Source organism: Chryseobacterium sp. MHB01 (genome assembly GCF_034651565.1).
GTDB lineage: Bacteria > Bacteroidota > Bacteroidia > Flavobacteriales > Weeksellaceae > Chryseobacterium > Chryseobacterium nepalense.
In genome coordinates this window covers 302,424-324,731 of record NZ_JAYEDA010000002.1, presented here as the reverse complement: position 1 = coordinate 324,731, position 22,308 = coordinate 302,424, and the positions used below count along the sequence as shown (strand labels likewise).

Sequence of the window (22,308 nt, the reverse complement as noted above, 5' to 3'; positions counted from 1 at the left end):
TGGTTAATGGTCAATCGTGAATTCGCTGTGCTTATGATTTTTTGTACATTATTTTTATATACATGATAAAAATTCAGAATTGATTTATGACGCAAAATTCGCTTACGAAGTAAAAATTCACATTCTACAAATTATAAATTTCTTTATCTTTGAGCCATGAATTGGGAGAACATTGCCGGACAGGAAAATCTGAAAAAACTTCTGAGAGAAAGTATTGCCGAAAACAGAGTGAGCCATGCCCAGCTTTTTGTTGGGAAAGAGGGGTACGGAACCTTGCCCATGGCTTTGGCATATGCAAAAGAAATTTTAAGCAGTGAAAATGAGCATGCTGCTTCAAAAGTAGAACATCTCAACCACCTTGATCTTCATTTCAGCTTTCCGGTTTTTACCGATAACAGAAATTCTTTAAGCAAAAACAAATTTGAAGAATTCCGGGAGATGATTATCAATTCTCCGTATTCGAGCTATGATGACTGGACTGCCTTTCTGGAATCAGAAAATAAGCAGCTTTTTATTTCTGCCGATGAAGTTGATGACCAAAACCAGAAATTTTCGTTAAAAAGTTTTGAAGGAGGAACCAAAATCCTCATCGTTTGGCGTGCCGATAAAATGAACATTGCAGCAGCCAACAAATTCCTGAAGTTTTTAGAAGAACCTCCTGCAAAAACCGTTATTATTCTTACCGCAGAAAGTACCAACGATATTCTTCCTACCATTCTTTCCAGAACCCAGATTGTGGAAGTTCCGAGAATCAACGATGAAGATCTCGAAGCATATCTGAAAAAGAATTTCAATATTTCTCAGGATAAAACAGGAGAGATTATCCATCAGGCACAAGGAGATCTTAATGCTGCTCTGAAGCTGATGCAATCGGGGAATAAAAGCGATGAATTTGAAAAGCTTTTTATTCAGTGGGTGAGGGACGCTTTTATGGTTAAGAAAAAACCGGAGTTCCTGAAAAGCATTATTTTGTGGGCAAGGGAAATTGCCGGCTGGAACCGGGAAAAGCAAAAAAACTTCCTCAATTACTGTTCAGAAATTTTCAGGCTTGCTCTGTTGCAGAATTACCAGTCGGAAGATCTGGTTTATAAAAAAATTGATGCCAATGGATTCAACTGGCTCGGGTTTTCAAAATTCATCAGCGGAGCCAATATCGAAAGCATTCTTGAAGAAATCAGTACTGCCGATCTCCATCTCACCAGAAACGGTAACCCGAAAATCGTGTGGACCGATCTGGGAATAAAATTATCACGCTATATTCATAAAGGTTAATATTGTAAGTAATTATCTCTCACAGCAACTATTACTACAGCGGTAAGATGTAAAAATGGAAAAATATTTAATATACTTACAAACAGTTTTAGCATTAATAACATTTTTATTATTATTCAGAAAAAAGATTAGTAAAAAGCAAAGTTAAGCAAAACGATTAAATCCGTTGCTATACAATGTTTTATAAAGAAGTAGTCTTTATTTGGAAATCGGTGTCTGATAGATTTTGGGCTTGAAATGACAAAGTTAAGTTACTAATTCGTTACCGATTAATAGAGGTTTCTTATTAGTTTAAACGGTTATATTTCAGTGTTTTGCACTTATTTTTGTATTTCCTTGTAACTCAATGTAAATTAATTTTAAACATTAAACATTTGAGTTATGATGCAGACAAAAAAATCAACGTTCAAACTGCTTTTCTACTTGAAAAAGAACGAACTGAAAAAAAATGGTAATGCTCCGATTATGGCACGTATTACCATTGACGGAACACCTAAAACTTTCGGGACAAAGTTAGAAATTGACCCAAGCAATTGGGATCTAAAATATGGAAGAGTTGAGGGCAAAAGCGCAACAGCTTTAAATATTAATAAAAAGTTGGATAACATACGTGGGCGTATCGACAAAATTTATGAAGATATGCTGAAACACGAGGGCTTTGCTACTTCCCAAAAAGTAAAGCTCTCATTCTTGGGTGTTGGTGTAATGGATGATGCAATTCTAAAAGTCTTTAACGATAAAAATGAGGATTTTAAAAAATTGGTTGACAAGGAAGAACGTTCACAAAGCACCTACAACAAGTACATCACGGTTTATAATCATCTTACCACTTTTATCAAAGAACGCTATCATCGTGATGATATGGCCTTTCGGGAATTGACTGGAGATTTTATTAGGGAATTTGATTTTTATCTTCGGTACGATTTACAATCTACACATAATACGGTTTGGGTTTACACGATGCCTGTGCTAAGTCTGGTGGAATTGGCTATTAAAAAAGGTTTGATACGTGATAATCCGTTTCAAGATTATGAAATTAATATGGAAGAAACTGACAGGGGTTATATTCTTAAAGAAGATGTAGAAAAACTGATGATGTGTGCACCGCCCCACCCACGGTATGAGCTTGTGAAAGATCTTTTTATTTTCAGTTGTTTTACCGGACTTGCTTATGCGGATATTAAAAAACTGACAAGGAACAATATTCAGTCTTTCTTCGATGGTCACCAATGGATCATCAGCAGAAGAAAAAAATCAGATATTGCTTCTAATGTTCGGTTAATGGAAATCCCAAAACGTATCATAGAAAAATACCTCGGTAGCACTCGTAATGAGTTTATCTTTCCAGTTCCAACCAATGTAACCTGCAATACTCACATTGGCAAATTAATTGAAAAAGCTGAAATTATAACAGAACAAAAAGTAACTTTTCACACCGCAAGACACACATTTGGAACGATGTTTTTGACCGAAGGCGTACCTCTTGAAAGCCTTAGCAAAATGATGGGACATAAAAACATTTCAACTACACAGATTTATGCTAAAATTACCAGCCAAAAGATTAGTAAGGATATGGATTTGGTAGCTCCTAAATTTAAGGAGATTGAAGAAGCGTTTTTACAGGTTATATAGTTAATCACAATTTGAAATTAGGAGCAGAACTTAACGGTTCTGTTTTTTTTATGCCCATATTTTATAGCCAAAGCACATTTACTTCGCTCTGCTATTCCCTTTCTGTAAAAGAGCTTTTCGGCTACTTCTGGAACAGAAGATTAAAAAATGTTGTCATCTACTCCTCCCGCACAAATACATTTTTCTAATCCTCTGTTAGTGTGGCTTTGATAGCCCCACCGCTTTAAAAAAGTGTTTTAAAAATTCAGCGAATTGGATGTGTATTTCAATTCACTCTGAACCATTTCTCAATGCCATCTTCTTGGCTTCCACATTCATTTTTATCCAAAGACCCGTATGCTTTTTTGTCCCATTTCAAGAGCAAAGGTATTTCCGTGTTCTTAACGCATCACAAAGGTCAAGCAAGTTTGGAAAATAATCTCCACCCGTTGGGTAGTATTTTTTTCCAAAACCTTGGTGATGCTAAACACGAACCTTTTATGCTCGTGAAACGAAACATAGCATACTCCGGCTCTTTAAACGAATAAAAAAAAATGTCAGATATGAAGATTAAAAACATTGGAAATGGTAATGAAACGAAACAGCACCTCCTCTCATTGCCGAATAAATCTAAAAAAAATCAAAATCAATAACTAAAAATTAAAGAATATGAACATCACAGGAAGACTGACAAGGGATGCGGAAGTACGCACAACGTCACAGGACAAACAAGTAGTAAATTTTTCAGTAGCGACCAACGACAGCTACCGAAACAAACAAGGCGAACGCATAGAGCAAACCACCTATTTCGACTGCTCTTATTGGATAACTCCGAATGTAGCCAAGCTACTCAAAAAAGGCACTTTGGTAGAACTATCGGGACGAGTAAGCACAAGAGCGTGGACAGGTAATGACGGAGAGCCAAGAGCAGGACTGAATTTCCATACCTCACAAATCAAATTGCACGGAGGTAGTAAGAGAACCGAAAGCGTACAAGCTACTGCACAAACAGGAAACAACAGTACAGCAGGAAAAGGTACAGAAGACGACCTTCCATTTTAATCAAGAACATTCAATCCATTTTTTAATATCAAAATTTTAAGCATTATGGCACATAATATCAATTTCAACGAGAGAACAGGACGTTATTCATTTTTTAGCGTACAACAAAAAGCGTGGCACGGTTTGGGGCAAATCGTAGAGCAATATCCAACAAGTGAGGAAGCTATCAAACACGCAGGATTAGATTACGAAGTCGTAAAATCCCCACTATTTACCAAAGGTTCCGGCATTATCGAAACCACCAATGGTATAGAGATAGGCAGTAGCGAATTAAAAGTGCCTAATTATTACGCTAACATTCGCACCGATAACAATAAAGTATTGGGAGTAGTCGGCAAGGATTACCACATCGTACAAAATCGTGAAGCCTTTAATTTCTTTGATGCTATTGTAGGCGGTGATGAGGGCATTCTGTACGAAACCGCAGGAGCATTAGGCAACGGAGAACGCATTTTTATCACAGCCAAATTGCCCGACTATATTCGTGTAGGCAATGGCGATGATGTTACGGAAAAGTACATTTTCCTTACCACTTCGCACGATGGTAGCGGAAGTATCACAGCCGCATTTACACCAATCCGTATCGTTTGCCAAAATACCTTAAACGCTTCATTACGCAGTATGACTAATGTTGTCCGTATCAAACACACTTCGGGAGCAAAAGGACGTATCGAGAACGCTCACAAGATTATGGGACTTGCCAACACATTGAGCAACCAATTAGAGGGCATTTTTAATGAGTGGGCAAAAGTAAAGGTATCAGACCGTGAAGTTAAAAAGCTAATCCAATTGGCACTTTGCCCGAATAAGGAAACGCTTGACCTTATCAAAAAAGGTGCAGAAGATGAAATTTCCACCGTGTTCAAAAACACCGTTGAAGATGCTTTTGCATACGCAATGATAAGCGACACCCAACAAATGGATACGACAAAAGGAACATTGTTCGGAGCTTATAATGCGGTTACAGGTTACTATCAGAACGTAAGAAATTACAAGAATGATGAAGCCAAGTTGCAGAGCATTGTATTGGGTGGCACTGCTCAACTCAAATCACAGAAAGCATTTGAATTGTGTAATGGTTTTGCTTTAGATGGTGCAGAAATCCTAAACCTTAATTAAATAACAACAGGCTACCGCTTTAATCGGTGGTAGCCTACTAAAAACAAAAGTTATGGCAAATTGGTGCAGTAATACAGTTGTATTCGAGGGGAAACCCGAAACAATCACAGCAATACAGGAACTTTTTCAATCAATGAAGGAAAAGGAAGAAAAAACCGAAGAAGGGCAACTACCCGAATTTATTTCTAAAAATAATGGTGGTTATTTCTTCAATATCTATTGGAATGAAGGCGATGAAGGGCAATTTCAGTATGAAACAAAATGGTCGCCCAATATAGAAGTAATTCAAAAGATAGCGGAACATTACGAAGTGAACTTTACACAGGATTATGAAGAAATGGGCAATCTTATATATGGTAGGGCAACATTTTATGACAAGCTACTCACAGATATTTATTTGGAAGACGAAGATTTTGAACAATACGGGTTTGATGAAGAAACGGACACCTACCATTTCGAAGGAGAAATTTACGAAAGTGATTACGAGATATTGGAAACCTTGTTGGAACGAAAAATCAAAAATCAGCAACCTTAAAATCTACCGCAATGGAAATAGTAACAATAATAGCTACAAAGTTTGTACGCCAAGATGTACCCGAATTGGCAACCCTGCAAAATGCAAAGGTTTACTTATTAAGGGAAAAACTGAACAAAGGCGAAAAATTGAACCGAGCCGAAAAAAATTGGCTTGCAGAAGCAGTAAACCGAAACGCCTATTTCAAAAGAGCTGTACCGCTTATGGGTTATCGTTTTGGTTTTGAGGATGTTTTAAAATCCTATATCGTAAAGCAGTACGGCAGTTGGTTAGAATACAACGCTCCCGACAAAACAAGTCTTCGAAGTATCATATATGGCAGGATTGACCAAATAGCGGAAATCAGCAAATAACATTTAAAGCCAAGTACAATGAAAATCATAGATAAAAATGGGAATTGGGTTGAAGTTACCGACCTCATAAAAGCTATCCAGCAAACTGGTTGGTATAAAGAATATCTGCACGACCCACCAACAGAAACAGACAAGGAAAGACAGAAATATTGGGCAGATATGCACGAGAAACTTAAAAAAGAAAAAAGTATTAACAATTAAAATTTCAGAACGATGAACACCAATTTTTTCAATCAGATACAGCAGTTGGACTTTACAGGAGTATTGCAACTGAACATTTCAAAAGGGATAGAAAGCAACCTAATTGTAACAGTATTGCTCAACAACGAACAATGCGGAGATAGTGCAAAAAATCTAATTCCCCCATTGACCTTTAACGCCACGCCCCAAGAGTTTGACGAGGGATTTTTTGAGCAGATAACTACACCCATACAAAAGGTATCGGGCTTAATGGTGGATATGGAAAAATTCCAAAAGCAATTGGACGAAGCCAAAGCACAATCGGCAATAGAAAAGGAAAAAACCGAGAAAGCGAAAAAGGACAAGGAAACCAAAGACAAGAAGTTTAAAGATGCTATAGCAAAGGCGGACGAGTTGGAAAAAGAGGGTAAGTTCCGTGAAGCGTGGATAAAAGTTCCCGATATAACGGAGTTTCCCGAAAAAGCAGACGAGATACGCAAACGCAAAACAGCATTATCCGACAAATTCGCAACACCGAGCCTTTTCGGAGCAATTGACGAAACAAACCCCAAACTTCTACAAGCGGAAGAAGTTACTGCCGATTATCCTATTGATGAAACACACGAAGATGAAAACGAATATTAATCATTAAAACAGAACATTATGTTATTAGCAACGCAATTAGAAAGAGTTTTTATACTCAAAGATAAAGGACAGGACATCAGACTGACCGACCCCGAACCACGTTGGAGCGTGGAAGCCGTAATGAATTTTTACGCCAATATGTACCCGATTTTGACAACGGCAAAAGTATCTGCACCACAAATAAAAGACGATGCAGTCGAGTACAAGTTTGAGAGTGTAATGGGTACGAAAGGTTAACCAAATATTAAAGCGATGAATTATGCAACGCAACATCATATCGGGAACTATCAGCATACCCGAACAGAAACGACAACGGCAATTGCACCGACAGTTGGGCGAGTTCGCCAATTGGCTACAAAGACCAAAGGACGCAAACCAAGTGCAGAAAGACAAGCAGAAATCCGTACCAATAGCAATGCTACCAATGGTATTCTAAAGTGTACGTTTCTGCCCAAACTAAAAACGGCACCATCCGTACAGGCTTGTCAGAAAACGGAGAGGGATTTTTACAAGTCCCTTTCCAAACTTGCCGAGCATTACAGGATTGAACCAATGCAGACCAACAGTTTTAAGTTTCCCTACAATATAACATTGGCTATGTGGGATATGGAAAACAAAGTAAAGCGTACCAACAGCAATTGGGATGGTTTCAGATTGGTAAAGGATAGCAGGAAAACCTATTTTATAGGCGAGGAACGATACAACACAGGAACAACCTTGTATTACATTCCCGTTGTGCCACTCTTTAAAATGCTCAAAGACCCAAAGCGTAAAAAGACCGCACAGCTTTTACTATCGGTATGTAGTTATCTGTATCATATCGCTCAAATTCCGTATTACAGGCAGGAAGAAAGTTACTTGTATTGGCTTTACGAAATGATGAACGATTGGGTGGAACAGGACGAGGAAACGGAAGAAACTGAAAGCTATAAAAGTGAATTGAGAAATGCCGAATACATTGGCGATAGAATAGAACAAAAGCTATTTAATCGAACTAATCTAAAGGTATTTGAACAGCGTTTGAACCGATTTAAAAGTGTTGATATGTTCGACAAGGAATGTTGGCAAGTGGCTTGTAATGCGTTTGCCCTTTGCACAGAATATCCGAACACCACTATTTTTAGCAACGCAACATTGCCCGAAAAAGACCCTTATGATAATGACGAGAATGAAATAATCGGAATGGAAAAATACATTTCATTTATTGCAGATACTAAAGGCTGGTTGTACGAAAGTCTTTCAGATACCATCAACAATGAATTTAACGAGTACGGAGCAATGGCAGAACCTACTATTTCCAAGCGATTTGACGGAAGTGAAATACCAACAGCAAACCTTGATTTTGAGAACCGTTTATTTGGTTTATTGAATGATTTGAGTGGAATATTATACGAATACAAAACGATAGAAAAATGAATACAACAACAGATATAAAAGACCATTTTGGAACATTGTACTATGCAAAATCCGCTTTGGTTTTCTATGAAACCAAAGGAACAGAAAACGATATGTACGTGGAGCATTTTGATATGGACAGCAACGGAATGCCTATCAATGCCCATCCATTAACCGTAAAGGAAGCCAATATTTTAGCAAAGTCCTTACAGACCGATGAAGAAAAGAACCAAGCCTTTTTAAAACCAAAGGGAATTTTGCCTACCAATATTCTGCATATCAATCCAAATGCGGAAAAAGGTACGGTACTTTGGTACACTAAAACACAACAACGGAAACTGTATTTTGTGGATAGTTTGGGCATACCCAGCGGAATATCACAAGTACCGCCAATGCTATGGTTAGCGAGCAAAAGCAGTCTTACCGTATTTGCTTTGGCAAATGACAGAAGACCCACCGAGAAAACGCCATTGCATTATGCACCTTTCTTCAATATCTACGAAAAGGGCAATGTATGTATGGGTACGGTGAGTGTTGATATTAAAAATTCGGCTTCGGTTGAGGAATTTATACAGGCGTGGGAACATTATTTTTTCAATTCTTATTTCAGTCATTCATTATGTGAAAACCTGACGAAAAAAAACATTGTAAACCTTTGGAAAGACCTTATCAATACGGATAAACCTTTTCCGAAAGAAGTATTAAAAAAGAACAACAAAACCCTTAAAAATCTATTGTAATGAATACAGCAAAAACCGCAGTACATTTTACAGATAATTACCTGCTCAATCCTACCAATCCGATTTCGGTAAACCTTATCGGGGCAGGTGGCACAGGCTCAAAAGTATTGACTGCTTTAATGGAAATAAACGAAAGTTTGATTGCGTTGGGACACGCAGGGTTACAAGTCCGCCTTTGGGACGATGATGTTATCACGAGTGCCAATTTGGGCAGACAACGATTTGCAGAAAGTGAAACAGGATTATATAAATCCGTTGCTTTAATCAATCGTTGCAACCGTTGGGCAGGAACAAATTGGAAAGCCAAAACGGTAAAATTTGAAAAAGACAATTTTGGCAGACTTCCCGAAAAAGCAAGGGCAATCATTACCATTACGTGTGTGGACAATGTGCAGGCGAGGTTTGGCGTTGCTGAAATTCTTAATGAAATAAGCTATCGCAAACACTACCAAGATGAGCCAAAATATTGGTTGGATTTTGGCAACAGCCAAGATACAGGACAAGTGATATTATCCACTATCGGAGAGATAAAACAACCCAATTCTGAAAAGTACGAAACGGTGGCAAGCCTGCCATTTGTTACCGATGAATTTGGCGAATTGCTGAAGCAATCCGAGCAAGAGGACAATACGCCAAGTTGCTCACTTGCTGAAGCGTTGGAACACCAAGATTTGTTTATCAATTCATCGCTTACACAAATGGGTTGTTCTTTGTTGTGGAACTTGTTTCGCAAGGGAATGACCGAATACAAGGGATTTTTTCACAATCTGAAAGATTTCCGCACCCACCCGATAAAAGTTGCCTAAAAGCCGAAATCGGCGGGCAAAAATGCAATTCCTTCCTACGGTCGGAAACGCATTTTTGCATTTAAAATTGGTGCAACCCCTTTCTCAAAATGCACCGTTACACAATCCCTTTCTTCACATTTTAACAAACAGGTTGCGAGATTTTTATGTGGGATATTCGCTATCCCATTTGCTGTATTTAGTATTGACTTCTTTTCTTTTCACACTGCGACCAAAGAAAAGATTCTGTGTTGTAAAACAATTTTTTTTAGTTTTTTTGGTGTTAAATTGTGTACAATAACTATAAATTGTACTTTTGCACCACTCAATGAAAAGAACAGTACAAATATCATCCCAAGTTACTCCGCCTTGATCTTAGGCTAACTGTTATATTTCCCAATTTTAATTTATTGGCTTTTTTATCGTACCCAAAGGTTTTTTCTTTTGGTGCATCTCTTTTTTATTTACATTTTTAATATTTAAACATACTTTTTTATGCAGAAAGTTATTAATCTGTTTGATTTCAAACAGAAAATTAATTACAAAAACGAAATTCTTGCGGGTCTTGCGGTGGCTATGACCATGATACCTGAGTCTTTATCCTTTGCTATTCTGGCAGGGCTTTCGCCTTTGACAGGGCTTTATGCAGCTTTTTTAATGGGTATTGTTACTGCAATTTTGGGAGGCAGACCCGGAATGGTTTCTGGGGGAGCCGGAGCAACGGTAGTAGTACTTATCGCATTGGCAGCATCACACGGTGTGGAATATCTTTTTGCTGCGGTTATATTAGCAGGTGTACTGCAATTTTCAGTAGGAATTTTTAAACTGGGTAAATTTGTCCGCCTGATCCCACAACCAGTAATGTATGGTTTTTTAAACGGCCTTGCAGTAATCATTTTCATGGCACAGGTAGCTCAATTTAAAGTTGTAGAAAACGGGATAGAAGGTTGGATGCAGGGGCCGGCGCTTTATCTAATGGCTGGATTGACATTATTAACTATAGCCATCGTATTTATATTGCCAAAATTTACAAAAGCGGTTCCTGCATCTTTAGTAGCAATAATAGTTGTCTTTGGTATTGTATATTTTTTCGGCATCGATACTAAAAAAGTTATTGATATCGCCTCTGTAGGAGGCTCTTTACCTTCATTTCACATCCCTGCTATTCCTTTTACTCTGGAAACATTGAAAATTATTTTCCCTTATGCCTTGGTAATGGCAGGGGTTGGATTGATTGAAAGTCTGTTAACGCTTAATATGGTTGATGAAATAACCGGCACAAAAGGACAATCTAACCGTGAGGCTGCCGCACAAGGTATAGCCAATATCACCAACGGTTTCTTCGGAGGAATGGGTGGATGTGCAATGGTTGCCCAGACTTTAGTGAATGTAGGAGCTGGAGGAAGAGCCAGACTTTCTTCAATAGTTGCAGCCATAGCAATCTTATTGATCATTCTTGTTGCTGGTCCTGTAATCGAGCAAATTCCAATGGCGGCATTAGTCGGGGTGATGATGATGGTAGCTATAGGTACATTTGAGTGGGTCAGCTTTCGAATTATTAATAAAATGCCTCGACACGATATTTTTATTGGCATGTTGGTAGCAGTTATAACCATAGTATTGCACAACTTAGCTTTAGCGGTTTTGATTGGTGTAGTCATTTCGGCTCTAGTATTTGCCTGGGAGAGTGCTAAAAGAATACGTGCAAGAAAATATGTAGATGAAGATGGTGTAAAGCATTACGAAATTTTTGGGCCGCTCTTCTTTGGTTCTACTGCCGCATTTATTGAAAAATTTGACGTACTAAATGACCCGAATGAAGTTGTAATTGATTTTAAGGAAAGTAAAGTAGTTGATATGTCTGCTATTGAAGCTTTAAATAAAATTACGGAGAAGTATCACAAGGAAGGTAAAAAACTACATTTACGTCATTTAAGCCAAGATTGCAGGCAATTACTTAAAAATGCAGAAACAGTTATTGATGTGAATATTATTGAAGATCCTACCTACAAAGTAATGACTAATAAATAGCATCGGAGTACCCAAGTTTAATATTACAACTACAGCAATAATTTTAAAAAAAATTATTGCTGTTTAAATTTATTATCGTAATATTGCGATATATTTATTTTTATAAAACTGATGGGTGTCACAAAAACCGAAATTTTTACAGAACAGCAGAACCATTTAGCTAGTATTTTAAAGGCACTGGCTCATCCTGCTCGTATAGCTATACTGCAACATATCATTAAACAAAATGCCTGCATCTGTAATGATCTTGTAGAAGAATTGGGATTGGCACAAGCGACAATTTCACAACACTTGAAAGAGCTGAAAAATATTGGTATCATTAAAGGAAATATAGAAGGAACTAGTGTATGTTACTGTATTAATGAAACAGTCTGGAATGAGATTAAGAAGGAACTCAATAGCTTTTTTGTCGAGAATGTAAATAGTAAAGAATGCTGTTAAGCTTTTTTTTAACACCAAATCATCGTAACATTGCAATATAACATTTATTGAGTTAATATTAGAAATATGAAGCTATCAAAAATTAAAGAAATCCTGCCAACATTAGTAAATGTTGGATTTCAATTAGAAAACGGAACCTTAGTTCCAGAACATTTCCACGTTACCGAAGTGGGACAAATTACTAAAAACTTTATAGACTGTGGTGGCGTAATCCGTTCGGAAAAAGTTGTAAACTTCCAATTATGGAATGCAGACGATTTCGAGCACAAATTAAAGCCAGCTAAGCTATTAAACATCATCAAGCTATCCGAAGAAAAATTGGGCATAGAAGATGCGGAAATTGAAGTGGAATACCAAAGCGAAACGATTGGTAAGTATGATTTGGATTTCAACGGAGATACATTTGTACTGAAAAATAAAACAACAGCTTGTTTGGCTCAAGATGCCTGCGGTATTCCTTCCGAAAAAGTAAAGAAAAATTTGGCAGAACTGCCTGTAAATAATGCTAATGCTTGTACTCCAGGTGGCGGATGTTGTTAAAATTGAATTTTTATGTTTTCAAAAATCATTCATACAGATAATTCAAAGACAACAATCATAATCCGACTGATTGTTGGAGGTGTTTTTTTATCGGAGGGCATTCAAAAATTGCTGTTTCCTGCCATTCGTGGAGCGGGACGGTTTGAAAAAATTGGCTTGCCATCGCCTGAATTTTTTGGAAGTTTTGTAGGCATATTTGAAATCCTTTGCGGAGCGTTTATTTTGCTGGGGTTGCTTACAAGGTTAGCAAGTATTCCGCTCATCATCATTATGCTGGTTGCCATTGCCACGACCAAAACATCTATTTTGGCTAGCGAGGGTATTTGGGAATTGCTGCACGGCAGCCGTACGGATTGGGCGATGCTTTTGGGAAGTATGTTTTTGTTAATCAAAGGCGGAGGTAATTGGTCTATTGATAAAATCGTAATGAGAAATGGAGCGTGATATTCAAATAAAGGAAATTGCCAAACTCTTTCTAAAGCTCGGTTTTATTGGTTTTGGAGGTCCCGCGGCTCATATTGCTATGATGCAGCAGGAGGTAGTAGTGAAAAGAAAATGGATGAGCGAACAGCATTTTTTGGATTTGTTGGGAGCTACTAATCTCATTCCTGGCCCCAACAGTACAGAAATGGCGATACACATCGGCTATGACAAAGGCGGTTGGAAAGGATTAATCTTTGCAGGGTTATGCTTTATTTTACCTGCGGTTTTCATTACCGGGATATTTGCATGGTTGTATCAGCAATACGGACAATTGCCCGAAGTACAGCCCTTTATTTACGGTATCAAACCTGCAATCATCGCTATTATCATAGGAGCTGTTTTTCCATTAGCAAAGAAATCAGTAAAGTCCACATTCTTGGCGGTTGTAGGTATTCTTGTTTTGGTACTGTCATTATTCGGCATTAGTGAAATCTATTTGATGTTTGGAGCGGGATTGCTGGCAATGGCCTTGTATTACCTTCAGGATACAAAAAATACGCTCCAAAGTTTTATCCCGCTCGCATTCTTACAAATCGCACAAAGCCCCTTACTGTCTGAAACAAATACCAAATTATTTTGGATATTCCTGAAAATTGGTGCTATCCTCTACGGAAGCGGTTATGTTCTTTTCGCCTTTTTAGATACGGAATTAGTTGCAACGGGCTTACTCACCCGGCAGCAATTAATGGATGCTATTGCTGTTGGACAGTTTACCCCAGGTCCTGTTTTTTCTTCAGTTACGTTTATTGGCTATCAAATCAACGGACTATCCGGAGCAGTTATTTCTACGATTGCTATTTTTCTGCCGTCGTTTATTTTAGTAGCATTGCTAAATCCCTTGATGAAAAAAATGCGCCAATCTAAAGGACTGTCCATTTTTCTCGATGCGGTCAATGTGGCATCTGTTGCAATCATAGCCGCTATTTGTCTTACAATGGGCAAAGAAACTATTACTGATTGGCGGACGATATTAATTGCAATGATAAGTGCGATCGTAGTTTTCAAATTCAAAAAAATAAATAGTGCCTTTGTGGTTATTGGAGGAGCATTATTAGGGTATTTATTTAATCTTATCTAAAGTTATCTTAAACAAAATATTTAAACAATAAAAATTAGACAAAATGAAAATAGCATTATTCAGTGATATTCACGCCAATTTACCTGCATTAGAAGCATTTTTTGAAGATGTTGAAAAAAGAAAACCAGACAGTATTTATTGTTTGGGCGATTTGGTGGGCTATAATATTTGGCCAAACGAAGTGGTAAACGAAATCCGTAAAAGGAGAATACCAACCATTGCCGGAAATTACGATTTTGGCATTGGCAGAATGAGCAACGAATGCGGTTGTGCCTACAAAACAGACAGTGAAAAAGATAACGGAAATATTTCTATTTCATTCACAAATTCTTTGATGAAAGATGAAGAAAGAGCGTATTTGCGTACACTTCCAGCCCATATCAAAGTAGAATTTCAACTGAATGAAGATAAATTGAATTTGCTTTTGGTACACGGAAGTCCGAGAAAAATAAACGAATATCTTTTTGAAGACCGTGAGGAAAAAAGTATGCTTCGCATTATGGAGCAAGCCGATGCAGACATTATGTGCTTCGGACACACACACAAACCTTATCACAGAGTTTTAAATTCGGGTATTGACGGTCAAAATCATTTCAGACACGCCATTAATATCGGTTCGGTTGGTAAACCGAAGGACAGCGATGTAAGAGGCGGTTATGTAATGTTTACGATTAATGAAAACAGTTCTGTGTTGGACAAAGATAGTATCAGTGTAGAATTTATACGCTTTGATTATGATATTGAAAGGGCTGCAAAAGCAGTTGAAGAAAGCATTTTACCAAACGAATACGCAGAAAATTTAAGAAGAGGTTACTAATCTAAAATTTATAAAAATGGAATTTCCAACCGAAAGAAAGTATTCAAAAGAACATACCTGGATAAGCATACAGGACAACACAGGTACAATAGGCATTACAGAATTTGCGCAAAGTGAATTGGGCGAAATCGTATATGCGGATTTACCAAACGTTGGATATAGTTTTCAGCAGGACGAAGTATTCGGCTCTGTTGAAGCAGTTAAAACGGTCAGTGATTTATTTATGCCTGTATCGGGTAAAATCACTGAAACGAACGAACTACTTTTGAAAGCACCAACACTCATAAACGACCATCCTTATAAAGACGGTTGGTTGATTAAAATTGAAATAAAAGACATTACAGAATTAGAAGACTTATTGACATCAAACCAATATAAAGAACTTACAAATTAGCAATGCAACCAAAATTAAAATTCTTAGACAGATACCTTACTTTATGGATATTCCTTGCAATGGCAATTGGCGTGGGTTTGGGTCATTTCTTTCCCAATATTTCTAATGTTACCAACAGCTTATCTGTTGGCACTACCAATATTCCATTGGCAATAGGATTGATATTAATGATGTACCCCCCCTTGGCAAAGGTTGATTATTCCTTATTGCCCAAAGCATTTAGAGATAAAAAAGTAATTGGCATATCCTTATTGCTCAATTGGGTAATCGGCACGCTATTGATGTTTGGATTAGCGGTTTTGTTTTTACGTAACGAACCCGATTATATGACAGGCTTAATTCTTATCGGTTTGGCAAGATGTATTGCCATGGTCATCGTCTGGAGTGACTTAGCTAAAGCAAACAGAGAATATACAGCTATGTTAGTTGCATTAAACAGCATCTTCCAGATATTTACTTACAGCTTTTTAGTTTGGTTATTCATCAACGTATTACCTGCAAAATTAGGATTAGCCAATTTCAATGTAAGCGTATCCATGAAAGATGTTACCGAAAGCGTATTGATATATTTAGGTATTCCATTCCTAGCAGGTTTTTTAAGCCGTTACTTCCTTATAAAATCAAAAGGTATAGAATGGTATAACCGAAAATTCGTCCCCGCAATATCGCCAATTACCTTGTACGCTTTACTGTTTACGATAGTATTAATGTTCAGCTTGAAAGGCGATAAAATATTGGAATTACCAATGGATGTAGTAAAAGTAGCCATACCGCTAATCATCTATTTTGTGTTGATGTTTTTCGTGAGCTTCTTTATCAATAAATCTCTTAAAGTTCCTTACGACAAAAACGCATCCATCGCATTTACAGCCACAGGAAACAATTTTGAATTAGCAATAGCCGTAGCAATATCGATTTTCGGCATTCATTCGCCACAGGCATTTGTGGGTGTTATCGGCCCACTGGTAGAAGTTCCGGTACTGATATTATTGGTAAAGGCAAGTTTATGGCTAAAGGAGAAATATTATAGTAAAAAAGACTGAATTTAAATTTCAGTCTTCTTACTCTTTCTTCTACTTGATAAATTCAAAATCACATATCCTATTATACCCGCAATGAGTGATGTTATTAAAACAGATAGCTTGGCCTCTTCAATGAAAACCTGATTGTCAAATGAAAGCATAGATATAAATATGGACATTGTAAAACCTATTCCAGCTAATAATCCTAAGCCAATAATGTGAATAAAGTTACTGTTTGCAGGAAGTTGACCTATCCCTAATTTAGAGCATATCAAAGAGGTTACAACAATGCCAATGGGCTTACCAAAAATCAATCCCAGTGAAATACCTAAACCTAAAGGGGAAGTCAGTCCTTCTATCATTTCCTGATGAATTGTAATATTTGTATTGGCGAATGCAAAAATGGGAATAATTAGAAAGTTAACAGGTTTTACAAGTGCATGTTCTAGTTTCTCTAACGGAGATTCAACTTCTGTATCATTGGTTGGCAAGGTCATCGCTACCAGTACACCTGCTATAGTGGCATGAATGCCAGAATGATGCACAAAATACCATATAAACACTCCTGGTATTAGATATAGATAGGGATTCTTAATATTGAATCGGTTCATCAAAATCAGTACTAGTATTCCAATTCCGGCATAGCCTAGATAGCCTAACTCAATTCCGGATGAATAGAAAATGGCAATTACTAAAATAGCTATGAGGTCATCCACTATCGCCAAAGCCGCTAAAAATATTTTTAAACTGGTTGGTACTCTTTTGTCTAACAGCGAAATTACGGCCAATGCAAAAGCAATATCGGTAGCCATGGGAATACCCCAGCCGGAAGCTGTCGGGGTTCCTGAATTAAAATATAAATAAATCAATGCGGGGACAACTGCTCCACCGATAGCAGCAAGGATAGGCAAGATTGCTTTTTTAGGAGAAGAGAGTTCTCCTTCAACAATTTCTCTCTTAATTTCCAGACCTACCAACAGAAAAAAGATTGCCATCAATCCGTCGTTGATCCACATACTTACGGAATAATTGAGGTGTATGGCTTCATTTTCATACCCCAGCTTTGTGTCCAATAAATTTTGTAGCGGAACGGCCATTGATGTATTTGCCACTATCATTGAAATCACTACGCATAAAAAAAGGAGGAAACCTCCAAAATTACTTGATTGAACAAAGTCTTTGAAAATATTTAGATTGATCTTATCCTTCATGTTTTAAATGTAAAAGTTAAATATCGCAATTTACCAATATTAACTTACTCTGCCTCATAGATGGGTTCTAAATCTATGAAATAAGCTTAATTTGGGTAATAAATCCGTGTCACTTTGTAGTGAAGATCTATTAAAATTATGCATGTAAAATCCTGACATAATAGCTAGTAAGCTAATACACTTTAAAATTGTAAGGAACTGTGTTGGGGCTATTTCCTTAATTATGGTAATGTTATAACTTCTGATGAGATTATTTTGCGTTCATATTCTGAATCATAATAGGCATTACTTTTCCATAATATGTATGTCAATTCCAATAATTTCCTTTGGATGGCAACTATAGCCTTCATTTTAATCCCATGCCTTGAAACTATTCTTAAGAAAATATCTCTGAATATTTCATCAGTCCTGATTGCAGCCAGTGCCGGAAAGTGCATTACTTTCCTTAAATTCCGATTACCCCGCTTGGATATTCGGGGTTTGGATTTCACTGAGGTTCCAGATGTTTTTTCTCTTACATCTAATCCTGCATAACTGACCAATTGTCTTTTATTCTTTATTAACTCGAATCCGTTAGTTTCGGCTATAATGGTTACAGCGGTTAAGTTTCCAATTCCAGGAATAGAAGATACCATATTCATCTTTTCTAGTAGAACTTCGTCTCCTTTGATAAGTATAGCAATTTCTTCTCTTATCTCTTTTTCCTGCGAATCAATAAGAGCTATTCTTTTTTTTGTTCGTTTCACTGAGCTTTCACTTGATGTTTCAGAAGTACGTTCTGCATGCAGTTGATTTTTTAACATTGTACGCTCATGTACCAACTGCTCTCGTTCCCGACAAAGCTGTCTCAAATCATTGAATATTTTTAAAGGAGGTTGCCAAACTTCCAATTGCCTTTCCAAACCGAATCTCGAAATGGCTTGTGAAGCGCTCTTGTCAGTTTTGGTTTTTATGTCAAGTGTTCTCGCATAATTACTAATCTTGTTTGGCAGAACGATACTGACTTGTTTTTTAATACTGCATAGGTAATAGGCTAAGGATTCATGATAAACGCCTGTTGCTTCCATTACGTACCGTACTTCTGTTGTAATTGATGTCTGCTTATTTACCCATGACACAAGGCTTGAAAAACCCTTTCGAGTATTGGGAAATACTTTGTATGCATAAACTTCTATGCTGATTTGTTCATCCATTCGACCAAGCGATACAACTAATTCATTTTGTGCTACATCAATTCCTACTGTCTGCTTTAATAATACCTTCATCTTATCTGGTTTAGGTAAGTGGTAACCTTTCTTCATCTTTTCTCCTGACTGGATATACTGGCTATAAGACTCATCATAATGAGCAAATTCCTTACATTCTGTTCAGATTCTAAAAGGTTAAAGAAGAGGAGGCAGTTTCTTTTCTTGAATATACCATATAGGCTATTTAAAGCAAAATCTGCTCTCGCCCTTCTTCACTTAGATTATATTATACAAACATAGGAGAAGCAAAAGAACGTCGCCTGATTAATGATGGTTTATAATAGAATATTTGCGATAACCCTAGCATCTAATTCATTAAATTTGTCCTTAAAACAAATAGACTAATTCCTATACAAAATACCCAAATTTTCTAAATTAAGGGGTTAGCGGTATAGCTATAATACAGGTCATAAAGATGGAATACTTAGTAAAAGACGAGGAACTTGAATTGAAATATGAAGCAGGTAAAGGTGCTTGGACATATCACATCCAAGTACCTAACACTAAACATATCGTAGGAAAATGGGGTTCATTGAAAGTATCTGGTACAATTGACAACTACACAATTGACAGTATTAATTTGTTTACAATTGGGGGACAAGACAAGCTAATTTCAATTAATGACAAAATCAGGAAAGCAATCAGCAAAAGTGGTGGCGACACTGTAACTGTTACACTTTACTTATTGACTTCAAAGGAGTCGATTACAGAAAAAGAAATTTTAGATACTTTTAGAAAATCGGGGGTTTTAAAATCGTTCAATAAATTACCAAAAGAAGATAGGATTAAAATTATTGAAAAAATATCCTCTACAAAATCCGAGGACAAACAAGTAAATATAATTTTGAAATACATTGACCAATTGGGTGACGACAATGATTAAGCAGTCTTCACTTGATTTCCTTTCTACTCTCAAGCAGAATGGTTTGAAAAAAAATGGCATTACTTTAAAAACTGTCAGTAAAAATAAATTTCAAAATGATTGAAACAGAAATCTCAATAACCGTAAACAGAAAATCCGATATTACCTTATTAGCGCAAACAATTGTCGGGAACAAGTTCCAATTTCCGGTTTACATTCGGGAATATGAATTTAGCTATCAAATAAATTTCACAAGTGATTATGAGGAATGGGAATTAGACACAGCTATTCTCAATTCTTTTCCTGGATATGAATTTACCACCGACCTCGAAAAAGGACGGAAGGAAATACGGGTTCAAATATCCCGATACCAATCTGAATTATCTACTGATGGCTGGGGAAGACGGATTGAAAATCCTTTGGATGAAACGAAATATCTTGTGAAAGCATCGGCAAATAAGTCTGAAAAATTCAACTCTAAAATTAAAGTTTTGTTCGAAGATAAAGAGCAGTTCTACTTTGTAAACATTGTGGATGGTGTTAACAGTACAACCGAAGAAAAAGGTTTTTTGCTTCTGGATCATTTTAAAGCCAATGAAACAGATGAAGCAACTTTTTTTAAAGATAGATTATACAAATCTCCATTAGAAGCTTTTCATTCAGGATACTATAAGTTATCTGAATTGGTTGACAAGGATTTTAGCACTTATCTTGAAAACAAAAAGAAAGAAATCAGAGAAATTCAAAAACAACCACGAAAAATCATCAGAGATTTTATAAACGCCTGTAACAGTTCCGATGAAAGTAGTATCCTGAAAAATCTTGACGAAAATATCGTTTTTGAAGTTCGTAAAAACTGGAAAACAATATTTGAAATCGAAGGGCTTTCAAAATTCAAAGAATATCTGAACTCATCCAATCAACAATTGTGTGGTAAGAATTTTAAAATCAGGTCATCTTGGAGTTTTAGTTTACCAAACGTGACTATTGGAGTAAAATATTTTCCGCCAGTTACAGAAAAGGATATGCACCCTACTCAAAAATATGAGCAGATAAGGTTTGTACTAAATGATAAAAAAATCGCTAGTATTTTGTATGAGAATTAGTGAATTTTATCCTAATTGATAACGGCTTCTATTACTTTTCTAAAATATTCCGCATCATTACCAATCAGCAAGTAACTTGAAAAACCAATATCTAAAAGATATTTACCTACTTTCTCATCATCAATATCACTATGTGCAATAAGTTTTATAGTTGGATATTTTGTTCTTAATTCTTGAAGTTCAACAAAAACATTCTTGTTGTAAAAATCAAGGTCGATAATACAAATTTTTGGGAGTTCATTTAATGAAGATAATTGTGATAGTCCATCTTCAATGCTTTCCGAACGAAATAAGACTTCAGTTCCTGAAGCAATGAGGTCTTTACAAATGAAATCTAAAATTGGGCTTTTATCATTGATAAAGGCGAGTGTAATTTTTTGTTGGGATGTACCAGTTTTCATATCATCATACTTTTTTAAAGTTGATGTAGCCCTGCACAAAAAGAAAGCGCAGGCCACTACACTTACCGCACATTGAGGCACTGGTATACCCGACAACGAATAAGCGAGCGCCCACGCCTATGGCATGAGCGTTCTTCCTTATCGTCCCGTTGTCTAAAAATTACCAGTTTTCAATGTGGGACTTAAAGCAAAAACACTTTAAGTATTTCTATATTTTACATAGCAAAGATACTAAACTCTTGCTATTAGATGTATTAATGCAATAAAAAAGCTTAGTCTGAATTAGTTTTGTGATTGATATAATTCTGCTCCAATATTGTCATCAAATCTGTTTCCTTATAAATAATTTTGCCACCAATCTGAATATACGGCAGGATATTATCATCACGATATTGCTGTAAAGTGCGTTTGCTAATGTGTAACAGTTTGCATACATCTTCGCCCGACAAATAAATTTCTCCATTCATTACGGGACGATAGTTTTTTAATATATTTTCAATACGGTCTCTCAATATCAAAATCATTTCTTGATGGGAAATGATTTCTTCATTATCATTCGTCAGTAAATCCATTATCATTGGTATTGTACGGCTGTCCAGCTTCGAGCAAAGCCCGTACGTCCGAGAGTTTATAATAATTCTTGCGGTTCAGTTTGGAATAAGGTAACAGCCCTTTGTCCTTGTAGGTCTGCAAAGTCCGTTTAGTAATCTTCATCATCAAACAAACTTCCTGGTTATCTAGCCATTTTTCTTCTTTGAAAATTGAAATGTATTTCATTGTGGCATTTTCGGTCAATTCCAAAAGTGCTTTCAGTTCATTTGTCATTCCATCCAATGCGGATTTTTGTATTGCGATAACTTCCATAATCTGCTCAATTTTGCTGTGGAAGTCGAATTTATCAATTATTTGTAAAGGCTTGTGAAATGTTGTATTGATTGTCGTTGAAAGGTAGTATTTGTCGCCACGATATAAATTTCA

Annotated in this window: 27 protein-coding genes; 22 read left to right on the top strand and 5 right to left on the bottom strand. The window is 36.6% G+C overall.

The window, feature by feature from the left end; translation table 11 throughout:
• Window positions 1-156 precede the first annotated feature (156 nt).
• The 20 genes from U9K52_RS05105 to arsB all read left to right on the top strand — a co-directional run bounded on the left by U9K52_RS05105 (window position 157) and on the right by arsB (window position 16,524).
• Entirely contained in the window at window positions 157-1,272 is a 1,116-nt protein-coding gene (locus tag U9K52_RS05105; protein ID WP_248394275.1) for an ATP-binding protein, read from the top strand.
• Window positions 1,273-1,653: 381 nt separating this feature from the next.
• Complete coding sequence (locus tag U9K52_RS05100) at window positions 1,654-2,904, top strand: site-specific integrase (protein WP_045754447.1); 1,251 nt, start codon at window positions 1,654-1,656, stop codon at window positions 2,902-2,904.
• A 648-nt stretch (window positions 2,905-3,552) separates the two neighbouring features.
• The gene (locus U9K52_RS05095) at window positions 3,553-3,945 is read left to right on the top strand and encodes a single-stranded DNA-binding protein (RefSeq protein WP_112376281.1); all 393 of its coding nucleotides are present in this window, start codon (window positions 3,553-3,555) and stop codon (window positions 3,943-3,945) included.
• Window positions 3,946-3,990: 45 nt separating this feature from the next.
• Complete coding sequence (locus U9K52_RS05090) at window positions 3,991-5,064, top strand: DUF932 domain-containing protein (RefSeq protein WP_322925591.1); 1,074 nt, start codon at window positions 3,991-3,993, stop codon at window positions 5,062-5,064.
• 52 nt (window positions 5,065-5,116) lie between these two features.
• A complete protein-coding gene (locus U9K52_RS05085) occupies window positions 5,117-5,599 on the top strand; it encodes a hypothetical protein (protein WP_003002504.1) in 483 nt (160 codons plus the stop codon).
• 11 nt (window positions 5,600-5,610) lie between these two features.
• Window positions 5,611-5,952, top strand: a complete 342-nt coding sequence (locus U9K52_RS05080; RefSeq protein WP_322925590.1) for a hypothetical protein — start codon at window positions 5,611-5,613, stop codon at window positions 5,950-5,952.
• 18 nt (window positions 5,953-5,970) lie between these two features.
• Entirely contained in the window at window positions 5,971-6,153 is a 183-nt protein-coding gene (locus U9K52_RS05075; protein WP_156309116.1) for a 3-isopropylmalate dehydratase, read from the top strand.
• Window positions 6,154-6,165: 12 nt separating this feature from the next.
• Window positions 6,166-6,777 (top strand): PRTRC system protein E, encoded by a 612-nt coding sequence (locus tag U9K52_RS05070; RefSeq protein WP_156309115.1) that lies wholly within the window; start codon window positions 6,166-6,168, stop codon window positions 6,775-6,777.
• An 18-nt stretch (window positions 6,778-6,795) separates the two neighbouring features.
• A complete protein-coding gene (locus U9K52_RS05065; RefSeq protein ID WP_037438461.1) occupies window positions 6,796-7,014 on the top strand; it encodes a PRTRC system protein C in 219 nt (72 codons plus the stop codon).
• A 15-nt stretch (window positions 7,015-7,029) separates the two neighbouring features.
• Window positions 7,030-8,193: a hypothetical protein gene (locus U9K52_RS05060; RefSeq protein ID WP_156309114.1), complete on the top strand. Its 1,164-nt coding sequence runs from the start codon at window positions 7,030-7,032 to the stop codon at window positions 8,191-8,193.
• The gene (locus U9K52_RS05055; protein ID WP_156309113.1) at window positions 8,190-8,912 is read left to right on the top strand and encodes a PRTRC system protein B; all 723 of its coding nucleotides are present in this window, start codon (window positions 8,190-8,192) and stop codon (window positions 8,910-8,912) included. Before U9K52_RS05060 ends, U9K52_RS05055 begins: the two co-directional genes overlap by 4 nt.
• Window positions 8,912-9,718, top strand: a complete 807-nt coding sequence (locus U9K52_RS05050) for a PRTRC system ThiF family protein (protein ID WP_156309112.1) — start codon at window positions 8,912-8,914, stop codon at window positions 9,716-9,718. The genes U9K52_RS05055 and U9K52_RS05050 overlap by 1 nt, the downstream gene beginning before the upstream one ends.
• Before the next feature lie 474 nt (window positions 9,719-10,192).
• Window positions 10,193-11,728, top strand: a complete 1,536-nt coding sequence (locus U9K52_RS05045; RefSeq protein WP_002978310.1) for a SulP family inorganic anion transporter — start codon at window positions 10,193-10,195, stop codon at window positions 11,726-11,728.
• 111 nt (window positions 11,729-11,839) lie between these two features.
• Complete coding sequence (locus U9K52_RS05040; RefSeq protein WP_002978307.1) at window positions 11,840-12,169, top strand: ArsR/SmtB family transcription factor; 330 nt, start codon at window positions 11,840-11,842, stop codon at window positions 12,167-12,169.
• Between the two features lie 66 nt (window positions 12,170-12,235).
• Complete coding sequence (locus tag U9K52_RS05035) at window positions 12,236-12,709, top strand: DUF6428 family protein (protein WP_002978305.1); 474 nt, start codon at window positions 12,236-12,238, stop codon at window positions 12,707-12,709.
• A gap of 12 nt (window positions 12,710-12,721) precedes the next feature.
• On the top strand, window positions 12,722-13,153 hold the full coding sequence (locus U9K52_RS05030; RefSeq protein ID WP_002978304.1) for a DoxX family protein: 432 nt from the start codon (window positions 12,722-12,724) through the stop codon (window positions 13,151-13,153).
• Window positions 13,143-14,270: a chromate efflux transporter gene (chrA, locus tag U9K52_RS05025; RefSeq protein WP_002978301.1), complete on the top strand. Its 1,128-nt coding sequence runs from the start codon at window positions 13,143-13,145 to the stop codon at window positions 14,268-14,270. The genes U9K52_RS05030 and chrA overlap by 11 nt, the downstream gene beginning before the upstream one ends.
• Window positions 14,271-14,313: 43 nt before the next feature.
• Window positions 14,314-15,087 carry a metallophosphoesterase family protein gene (locus tag U9K52_RS05020; protein WP_002978299.1) on the top strand — a complete coding sequence of 258 codons (774 nt, stop codon included), beginning with the start codon at window positions 14,314-14,316 and terminating at the stop codon, window positions 15,085-15,087.
• Window positions 15,088-15,103: 16 nt separating this feature from the next.
• Window positions 15,104-15,481 carry a glycine cleavage system protein GcvH gene (gene gcvH, locus U9K52_RS05015; RefSeq protein ID WP_002978297.1) on the top strand — a complete coding sequence of 126 codons (378 nt, stop codon included), beginning with the start codon at window positions 15,104-15,106 and terminating at the stop codon, window positions 15,479-15,481.
• A gap of 2 nt (window positions 15,482-15,483) precedes the next feature.
• Window positions 15,484-16,524, top strand: coding sequence for an ACR3 family arsenite efflux transporter (gene arsB / locus U9K52_RS05010; protein WP_002978295.1), 1,041 nt, complete (start codon window positions 15,484-15,486; stop codon window positions 16,522-16,524).
• Between the two features lie 2 nt (window positions 16,525-16,526).
• Here arsB and nhaA read toward each other — a convergent pair whose 3' ends face one another.
• Together nhaA and U9K52_RS05000 are read right to left on the bottom strand one after the other, a co-directional pair.
• Entirely contained in the window at window positions 16,527-17,714 is a 1,188-nt protein-coding gene (nhaA, locus tag U9K52_RS05005) for a Na+/H+ antiporter NhaA (protein ID WP_002978293.1), read from the bottom strand.
• Between the two features lie 221 nt (window positions 17,715-17,935).
• Entirely contained in the window at window positions 17,936-18,979 is a 1,044-nt protein-coding gene (locus tag U9K52_RS05000) for an IS110 family transposase (RefSeq protein ID WP_322925589.1), read from the bottom strand.
• A gap of 397 nt (window positions 18,980-19,376) precedes the next feature.
• Here U9K52_RS05000 and U9K52_RS04995 point away from each other — a divergent pair, with 397 nt between their 5' ends.
• Both U9K52_RS04995 and U9K52_RS04990 read left to right on the top strand, forming a co-directional pair.
• Window positions 19,377-19,844 carry a DUF1905 domain-containing protein gene (locus tag U9K52_RS04995; protein ID WP_219071557.1) on the top strand — a complete coding sequence of 156 codons (468 nt, stop codon included), beginning with the start codon at window positions 19,377-19,379 and terminating at the stop codon, window positions 19,842-19,844.
• Window positions 19,845-19,939: 95 nt separating this feature from the next.
• On the top strand, window positions 19,940-20,929 hold the full coding sequence (locus U9K52_RS04990) for a hypothetical protein (protein WP_322925588.1): 990 nt from the start codon (window positions 19,940-19,942) through the stop codon (window positions 20,927-20,929).
• Window positions 20,930-20,940: 11 nt separating this feature from the next.
• Here U9K52_RS04990 and U9K52_RS04985 read toward each other — a convergent pair whose 3' ends face one another.
• The 3 genes from U9K52_RS04985 to U9K52_RS04975 all read right to left on the bottom strand — a co-directional run bounded on the left by U9K52_RS04985 (window position 20,941) and on the right by U9K52_RS04975 (window position 22,194).
• Window positions 20,941-21,330: a response regulator transcription factor gene (locus U9K52_RS04985; RefSeq protein WP_037438467.1), complete on the bottom strand. Its 390-nt coding sequence runs from the start codon at window positions 21,328-21,330 to the stop codon at window positions 20,941-20,943.
• Window positions 21,331-21,602: 272 nt separating this feature from the next.
• Window positions 21,603-21,902: a helix-turn-helix domain-containing protein gene (locus U9K52_RS04980; RefSeq protein ID WP_049038341.1), complete on the bottom strand. Its 300-nt coding sequence runs from the start codon at window positions 21,900-21,902 to the stop codon at window positions 21,603-21,605.
• Entirely contained in the window at window positions 21,883-22,194 is a 312-nt protein-coding gene (locus tag U9K52_RS04975) for a helix-turn-helix domain-containing protein (protein ID WP_135834316.1), read from the bottom strand. Before U9K52_RS04975 ends, U9K52_RS04980 begins: the two co-directional genes overlap by 20 nt.
• Between the last annotated feature and the right edge of the window lie 114 nt (window positions 22,195-22,308).

What these genes read in the sequence shown, in the direction of transcription:
- U9K52_RS05105 (WP_248394275.1), top strand. Translation starts at nt 157, where the DNA reads ATGAATTGGGAGAACATTGCCGGACAGGAAAATCTGAAAAAACTTCTG.
- U9K52_RS05100 (WP_045754447.1), top strand. Translation starts at nt 1,654, where the DNA reads ATGATGCAGACAAAAAAATCAACGTTCAAACTGCTTTTCTACTTGAAA.
- U9K52_RS05095 (WP_112376281.1), top strand. Translation starts at nt 3,553, where the DNA reads ATGAACATCACAGGAAGACTGACAAGGGATGCGGAAGTACGCACAACG.
- U9K52_RS05090 (WP_322925591.1), top strand. Translation starts at nt 3,991, where the DNA reads ATGGCACATAATATCAATTTCAACGAGAGAACAGGACGTTATTCATTT.
- U9K52_RS05085 (WP_003002504.1), top strand. Translation starts at nt 5,117, where the DNA reads ATGGCAAATTGGTGCAGTAATACAGTTGTATTCGAGGGGAAACCCGAA.
- U9K52_RS05080 (WP_322925590.1), top strand. Translation starts at nt 5,611, where the DNA reads ATGGAAATAGTAACAATAATAGCTACAAAGTTTGTACGCCAAGATGTA.
- U9K52_RS05075 (WP_156309116.1), top strand. Translation starts at nt 5,971, where the DNA reads ATGAAAATCATAGATAAAAATGGGAATTGGGTTGAAGTTACCGACCTC.
- U9K52_RS05070 (WP_156309115.1), top strand. Translation starts at nt 6,166, where the DNA reads ATGAACACCAATTTTTTCAATCAGATACAGCAGTTGGACTTTACAGGA.
- U9K52_RS05065 (WP_037438461.1), top strand. Translation starts at nt 6,796, where the DNA reads ATGTTATTAGCAACGCAATTAGAAAGAGTTTTTATACTCAAAGATAAA.
- U9K52_RS05060 (WP_156309114.1), top strand. Translation starts at nt 7,030, where the DNA reads ATGAATTATGCAACGCAACATCATATCGGGAACTATCAGCATACCCGA.
- U9K52_RS05055 (WP_156309113.1), top strand. Translation starts at nt 8,190, where the DNA reads ATGAATACAACAACAGATATAAAAGACCATTTTGGAACATTGTACTAT.
- U9K52_RS05050 (WP_156309112.1), top strand. Translation starts at nt 8,912, where the DNA reads ATGAATACAGCAAAAACCGCAGTACATTTTACAGATAATTACCTGCTC.
- U9K52_RS05045 (WP_002978310.1), top strand. Translation starts at nt 10,193, where the DNA reads ATGCAGAAAGTTATTAATCTGTTTGATTTCAAACAGAAAATTAATTAC.
- U9K52_RS05040 (WP_002978307.1), top strand. Translation starts at nt 11,840, where the DNA reads ATGGGTGTCACAAAAACCGAAATTTTTACAGAACAGCAGAACCATTTA.
- U9K52_RS05035 (WP_002978305.1), top strand. Translation starts at nt 12,236, where the DNA reads ATGAAGCTATCAAAAATTAAAGAAATCCTGCCAACATTAGTAAATGTT.
- U9K52_RS05030 (WP_002978304.1), top strand. Translation starts at nt 12,722, where the DNA reads ATGTTTTCAAAAATCATTCATACAGATAATTCAAAGACAACAATCATA.
- chrA (WP_002978301.1), top strand. Translation starts at nt 13,143, where the DNA reads ATGGAGCGTGATATTCAAATAAAGGAAATTGCCAAACTCTTTCTAAAG.
- U9K52_RS05020 (WP_002978299.1), top strand. Translation starts at nt 14,314, where the DNA reads ATGAAAATAGCATTATTCAGTGATATTCACGCCAATTTACCTGCATTA.
- gcvH (WP_002978297.1), top strand. Translation starts at nt 15,104, where the DNA reads ATGGAATTTCCAACCGAAAGAAAGTATTCAAAAGAACATACCTGGATA.
- arsB (WP_002978295.1), top strand. Translation starts at nt 15,484, where the DNA reads ATGCAACCAAAATTAAAATTCTTAGACAGATACCTTACTTTATGGATA.
- nhaA (WP_002978293.1), bottom strand. Translation starts at nt 17,714, where the DNA reads ATGAAGGATAAGATCAATCTAAATATTTTCAAAGACTTTGTTCAATCA.
- U9K52_RS05000 (WP_322925589.1), bottom strand. Translation starts at nt 18,979, where the DNA reads ATGAAGGTATTATTAAAGCAGACAGTAGGAATTGATGTAGCACAAAAT.
- U9K52_RS04995 (WP_219071557.1), top strand. Translation starts at nt 19,377, where the DNA reads ATGGAATACTTAGTAAAAGACGAGGAACTTGAATTGAAATATGAAGCA.
- U9K52_RS04990 (WP_322925588.1), top strand. Translation starts at nt 19,940, where the DNA reads ATGATTGAAACAGAAATCTCAATAACCGTAAACAGAAAATCCGATATT.
- U9K52_RS04985 (WP_037438467.1), bottom strand. Translation starts at nt 21,330, where the DNA reads ATGAAAACTGGTACATCCCAACAAAAAATTACACTCGCCTTTATCAAT.
- U9K52_RS04980 (WP_049038341.1), bottom strand. Translation starts at nt 21,902, where the DNA reads ATGGATTTACTGACGAATGATAATGAAGAAATCATTTCCCATCAAGAA.
- U9K52_RS04975 (WP_135834316.1), bottom strand. Translation starts at nt 22,194, where the DNA reads ATGGAAGTTATCGCAATACAAAAATCCGCATTGGATGGAATGACAAAT.